Source organism: Candidatus Phytoplasma phoenicium (assembly GCF_001189415.1).
GTDB lineage: Bacteria > Bacillota_I > Bacilli_A > Acholeplasmatales > Acholeplasmataceae > Phytoplasma > Phytoplasma phoenicium.
Genome location: NZ_JPSQ01000038.1, coordinates 1 through 5,782 on the forward strand (window position 1 = coordinate 1; position 5,782 = coordinate 5,782).

General features: G+C 26.3%; 4 protein-coding genes. All 4 read right to left on the reverse strand.

All coding sequences use genetic code 11. The features are described from left to right. Positions 1-112: 112 nt before the first annotated feature. The gene (locus tag AlmWB_RS01000) at positions 113-1,891 is read right to left on the reverse strand and encodes an ABC transporter ATP-binding protein (protein WP_050337220.1); all 1,779 of its coding nucleotides are present in this window, start codon (positions 1,889-1,891) and stop codon (positions 113-115) included. A 2-nt stretch (positions 1,892-1,893) separates the two neighbouring features. Continuing rightward, complete coding sequence (locus AlmWB_RS01005) at positions 1,894-3,624, reverse strand: ABC transporter ATP-binding protein (protein ID WP_050337222.1); 1,731 nt, start codon at positions 3,622-3,624, stop codon at positions 1,894-1,896. Between the two features lie 233 nt (positions 3,625-3,857). Beyond that, positions 3,858-5,489: a chaperonin GroEL gene (gene groL, locus AlmWB_RS01010; RefSeq protein ID WP_050337224.1), complete on the reverse strand. Its 1,632-nt coding sequence runs from the start codon at positions 5,487-5,489 to the stop codon at positions 3,858-3,860. Between the two features lie 92 nt (positions 5,490-5,581). Then, on the reverse strand, positions 5,582-5,782 hold a 201-nt coding region (locus AlmWB_RS01015), incomplete at its 5' end, for a co-chaperone GroES (RefSeq protein WP_050337229.1).

Consider the following 5,782-nt stretch of genomic DNA (forward strand, 5'->3'; position numbering starts at 1 on the left):
ATATAAAGACCACTCAATAAAATTATTTGAGAAAATTATTTATTTATGGGAATATTTTTAGATGTATTAAAATCAATTTTCGAATAAAATTATATTAAGAGATGATAATTAATTATTTTTGAAACTGACTTATATAAAGATTATAATAAAAACCTTTTTGTTTTAATAATTCTTGGTGTTTGCCTTGTTCTACAATAACACCATTTTGTAAAACTACAATAAGATCAGCATTAACAATAGTAGATAAACGATGTGCAATTACAAAAGCTGTTTTTTGTTGTAATAATTTTTGAATAGATTGTTGTAAAATTTTTTCCATGCGTATATCAATTGTAGAAGTAGCTTCGTCTAAAATTAAAATAGAAGGATCATGTAATAAAGTACGTGTAATCGTAATTAATTGTTTTTCTCCTTGAGATAAATTATCTAATTCATCACCGATCACTGTTTGATATCGATCTTTTTTGGCCATAATTAAATCATGAATTTTGGTTTGTTGAGCTGCAGCGATTATTTGCTCATAAGTTTTATTATGATTGCCATAACGTAAATTCTCTAAAATAGTACCTTGAAATAACCAAATATCTTGAAACACAATTCCTAAAATTGATCTTAAATGATGACGAGAAATTTTCTTAATATCGATACCATCAATAAGAATAGTACCTTTTTGAATTTCATAAAAACGTGCTAATAAATTAATTAAAGTTGTTTTACCAGAACCTGTAGAACCAACAATAGCTACAGTTTGTTGAGGTTGAACTACTAAATTCATATCTTTAATAATCCATTGATTTTTATAATAACCAAAAGATACATTAGAAAAAACAACATGTCCCTGTAATTGTGTCGATGTCAAAAGCACGAGTTCTTCTACTTCTTCTATTTCTTCCATTTCACTTAAAAAAGTAAAAATACGATTAGATGCTGCTTTGGTCGATTGTAAAATCACAAAAATTTGACTCAAATCATTGATAGGATTACCTAAACGCCAAACATATTGAATAAAAGCTTGAAACATTCCTACTTGAATAGTCACAAAACCTAATTTACTTAGCAAAGGATTTAACTCCGATTGAGTCAAAGAAATACCTAAAACTAACATGATTAATAAAAGAATATAAGTAAAAGAATTGACAATGGGAACTACTAAACCTGACAAAAAATTAGATTTAAAAATAGTATTGGTTAAATCATGATTTAAATTTCGAAACTCTTCGATCATATGACATTGTTGATTATATAAAAGAATCTCTTTATGACCAGTGTATTTTTCTTGTAAAAAACCGTTACATTCTCCGCTTTTTTCAAATCTTTCAATAAACACACTACGTGACTTACGATTAATAATAAAAATAGTAATCAAAGACATAGGAATTAATAAACAAACTACCATACCTAAACGCCAATTAACCCAAAACATTAACATTGATAACATCCAAATATTAAAAAACGACGCTATTAAAGTGGCACAAGATTGTTGAAGACCATTAACTAATACTTCAATATCCTGTGTCATCCGACTCATAATATTACCTACTGTATTTTGATCAAAATATTTAATAGATAATTTATGAATTTTTTGTTGCATTTCAGCGCGTATTTCTTTAATAGCGGAATGTATAGAAGTAATAAGCAACCTATTATAAATAAATTTAATTAATGTGCACATTACATATAATAATAAATTGATACTTAAAAAAATCAACATATAATGCATATATGTGTCATAAATTTGACTTTTAGGAGGATTTGCATGAATATAACCAATAATATATTCACCTTCAAACAAAGGAATAAAAGCAGAAATAGCAGAAAAAATCCAAATTAAAACAAAACTTATCGCTAATTTACTTTTAAAAGGTTTTAAATAATATGTTAAATTTTTCATATTTATAGTTCCTTTGAAACCTGTTGCGCAGCAACAATTTTTTGATAAATTTCACAACTCTCAAGTAATTGTTGATGTCGGCCTTTCGCTACTATTTTCCCTTGATCTAAAACAATAATTTGATCCGCATTTAATATAGAAGTTATTCTTTGTGCCACAATAAAAACAATCACATCTTTTTTAAATTCAAAAAAAGATTTTCTAATAGCAAAATCTGTTTGATAATCTAAAGCAGAAAAAGAGTCATCAAAAATATAAATATCAGGTTCCTTTAAAAAAGCCCTAGTAATCGACAACCTTTGTTTTTGTCCACCTGACAAATTAGCACCTAATTCACTAACAGGTTCTTGTAATTGATTATTTTTGTTTTGAATAAAATCATAAGATTGAGAAAGACGAGCTTTTTCCCACATTTGAGTTTCCTTCGCGTTTTTATCGCCAAACAATAAATTACTAAAAATAGTTCCTTTGAATAAAATATTTTTTTGCGACACAAAACTAATTTTGTCTCTTAACAAAAATAAATCATAATTTTTAATATCAATCCCGTTCATTTCGATCACTCCTTGTGTCGGATCTATTAAACGAGGGATTAAATTAATAAAAGTGGTTTTTCCTGCGCCTGTCGAACCAACTAAAGCAACTACTTCACCACTACGTACTTGAAAATTAATATTTTGAATAATAGGTGTTTTTGGAGAATTATACGTAAAAGACACATTTTTAAAAGCTAAATTATTAATTTTACCCAACAAGGGTCTTTTAGACATAGGATGATTTTGTAAAGATGGTTTTTTTTGTAATAATTTTTCGATTTTATCCATAAACACAAGTGTTTTAGGAAACATCGTAAATAACAGTAAAAAATTTAAAATAGAAAATAACAAATGATACTGTAAATTAATAAAATTATATAATTTACTTAAATCCAAAAGAAATTCTTTTGTCATCATGAGATGAACACTAAAACCAATTGTAAAAAGAATTGATGTATTTAAGAGAAAATAAAAAAAAGGTTCAATCGACAATACTGATAAAAATAACTTCACAATTAAATTACGATAATGAAAATTAATATCATCAAATTGTTTTTTTTCAAACTGGATTTGATTCAAGCTACGGATAACTTTCGTACCAATAACATTTTCTCTAATTTTATTATTCATTTTTTCTAATTGTTGATGTTGTGCTAAAGATAAAAGATAATTTTTACGCATCACAAAAAACAATATTAAAACAAAAAAAGGAACTAAAATAAAAATATTATAAGACAACGTAGGAGAAATGTAATACATCAAACTTAAACTAATAATTAACATAATAGGAGAAATAATAACGGCCCTATAAAAAGTAGTCATAAAATTAATAATTTGATGTACACTAAAAGTAGTTTGATTCATCACATTAGAAACCCCTAAGGTTTGCATATCAATAATAGATAAAGTTTGTACTTTTTTAAAAATATCAATGCTTAAATCTCGAAAAACCAAAGAAGACAACTTAGCTGTGCAAAAATTAATAATTAAATTCCCGCAAATAGCTAAAATTACTATTAATAACAACCACCATACTAAAGGAAAAAGAGTTGTATCATAACTACTTTTTCGATCAAAAAGACGTTTACCAATATAAAAAGGAATAATAATTTCGCCACCGGCTACCAAAAAAATAGATAAAATCTTCAATAAAATAAACTTTTTATATTTAAAAATATATTTAAAAATTAATTTCATAACTATTCTTTTACAAACACCAAAAAAATATTTCCTTTCTATTATTTGAAAAATAAAAACGAAACTTAAATTTATTACTTATCTTTATTTCTTATTAATAATACCTTTTATGTAGATATTATAATATTTTTTTTATTTTTCATAAATAAAAATTATATTTAAAGAAAAAAAAGTTAATTTATAACTACTCTTTTTGAAAATCAAAAAATTTCGTTTATAAATTAACTTTAAAATTATAAAGCGTTATGTGGATTTGGTGTTAAAGATGCATCATTTTTTTCTTTCACAGCCACTACGGCAGCACCAGCTGTAATAATAGATGCTGCAATAGAAGAAGCATTGATAACAGCTTGTCTTGTGACTTTGGTAGGATCTACAATACCTTCTTTAATTAAATCAACATATTGTCCTTCTTTAGCATCAAAACCATAGTTATCTTTTTGTTTCAATTGTTCTTTAACCACAGAATCACCATCGAAACCAGCATTTTCTGCAATTTGATAAGTAGGTATTAATAAACTTTCTAAAACAATATTAAGACCTTTTTGGATATCTACGTTTGAATCGATTAAATTATCTTTTAGTTCTTTATAAACTTCCACTAAAGCTTTACCGCCGCCGACTACAATACCTTCTGTAATAGCTGCTTGTGTAGCATTTAAAGCATCTTCAATTCTTAATTTTTTCTCTTTCAATTCAGTTTCAGTAGCGGCTCCCACTTTAATAATCGCAATACCTCCGGATAATTTAGCTAATCGAGATTTTAAATTTTTTAACTCATATTCGCTTGCGTTTTCATTTAGAGCTTTTTGTATTTTTGCTTCAATTTCTTGAATACGTTCTTCTAAGTTTTTATTTTTTTCAGTTCCTATTAATACAGTATCGTCTTTTTTAATAACCACTTTACTAATTTTACCTAAATATTGTGAGTTAGCGTTTTGTAATTTCATATTCAAATCTTTAGAAATAAAAGTAGCTTGTGTTAAAGCAGCAATATCTTGTAATAACTCTCTTTGATTATCCCCAAAACCAGGAGCTTCAGTAGCTACTACATTAAATACTCCACTAATTTTATTGAAAACCAAAGCACCTATAGCATCATTTTCAAAAGAAGCAGCAATAATAAGCAAAGGAGTAGAATTTTTAACTACCTCTTCTAAAAGAGAACGAATTTCTTGTAAATTACTAATTTTATGATCTGTCACTAATACTGCAGCTTGTTCAAAATCTACAGACATATTTTCTTTGTTGGTGACAAAATGAGGAGAAATATAACCTTTATCATATTTCAAACCTTGTACTACTTCTAGTTCAGTTTCAAATCCTTTAGATTCATCTACACTAATAACACCTTTTTTAGTCACTTTCTCCATTGCTGAAGCTATAATATGTCCTATTTCTTTTTGACCAGAAGAAATAGTGGCTACGTTTTCGATATCACCTTGTGTTTCTATAGGTTTTGACTTAGCTAAAAGTCTTGTAACTACTTCTCGAGAAGCTTTTATAATTCCTTCTTTAATTGAAACAGCTTTAGCACCAGAATTAACAAATTGAAACCCTTTATGTATCATTTTTTGTGCTAATACAGTAGCTGTAGTAGTTCCGTCGCCTGCATTATCATTAGTTTTAGATGCTGCTTCATAAACTAATTTAGCACCCATATTTTGATAAGGATTTGATAATTCAATTTCTTTGGCAATGGAAACACCATCATTAATAATAGAAGGAGATTCATAACTATTAGTTTCCAAAATAACATTATTTCCTTTAGGGCCTAAAGTTAATTTAACAGTATCACTTAAAATATCAACTCCTTTTAAAATTTCTTTTCTCGCATCTTTACCAAAAAGAATTTGTTTAACCATTTTTTTTACTCCTTTATAATTTATATTAATTATTTTTTGTTTAGCTAATTAATTGAAAAAAATTCTCAATTATAACATTTAAATTGTTAAATTTATTTTTCTACATCTAAAATAGCTAAAATATCTTCATATTTAATAATTAAATATTCTTTATTATCTAATTTAATTTTAGTTCCTGAATAACTTTTATAAACAACTTGTTGTTGAGGTTTAATTTCAGTTACTTTTGGACCACAATTTACTACAATACCTATAGAATCTTTATTTTGATCTTCTGTAGTTAAATAAATCCC

Bases quoted from the DNA above. Each gene is read 5' to 3' on its own strand.
- AlmWB_RS01000 (WP_050337220.1), bottom strand. From the start codon at position 1,891: ATGAAAAATTTAACATATTATTTAAAACCTTTTAAAAGTAAATTAGCG.
- AlmWB_RS01005 (WP_050337222.1), bottom strand. From the start codon at position 3,624: ATGAAATTAATTTTTAAATATATTTTTAAATATAAAAAGTTTATTTTA.
- groL (WP_050337224.1), bottom strand. From the start codon at position 5,489: ATGGTTAAACAAATTCTTTTTGGTAAAGATGCGAGAAAAGAAATTTTA.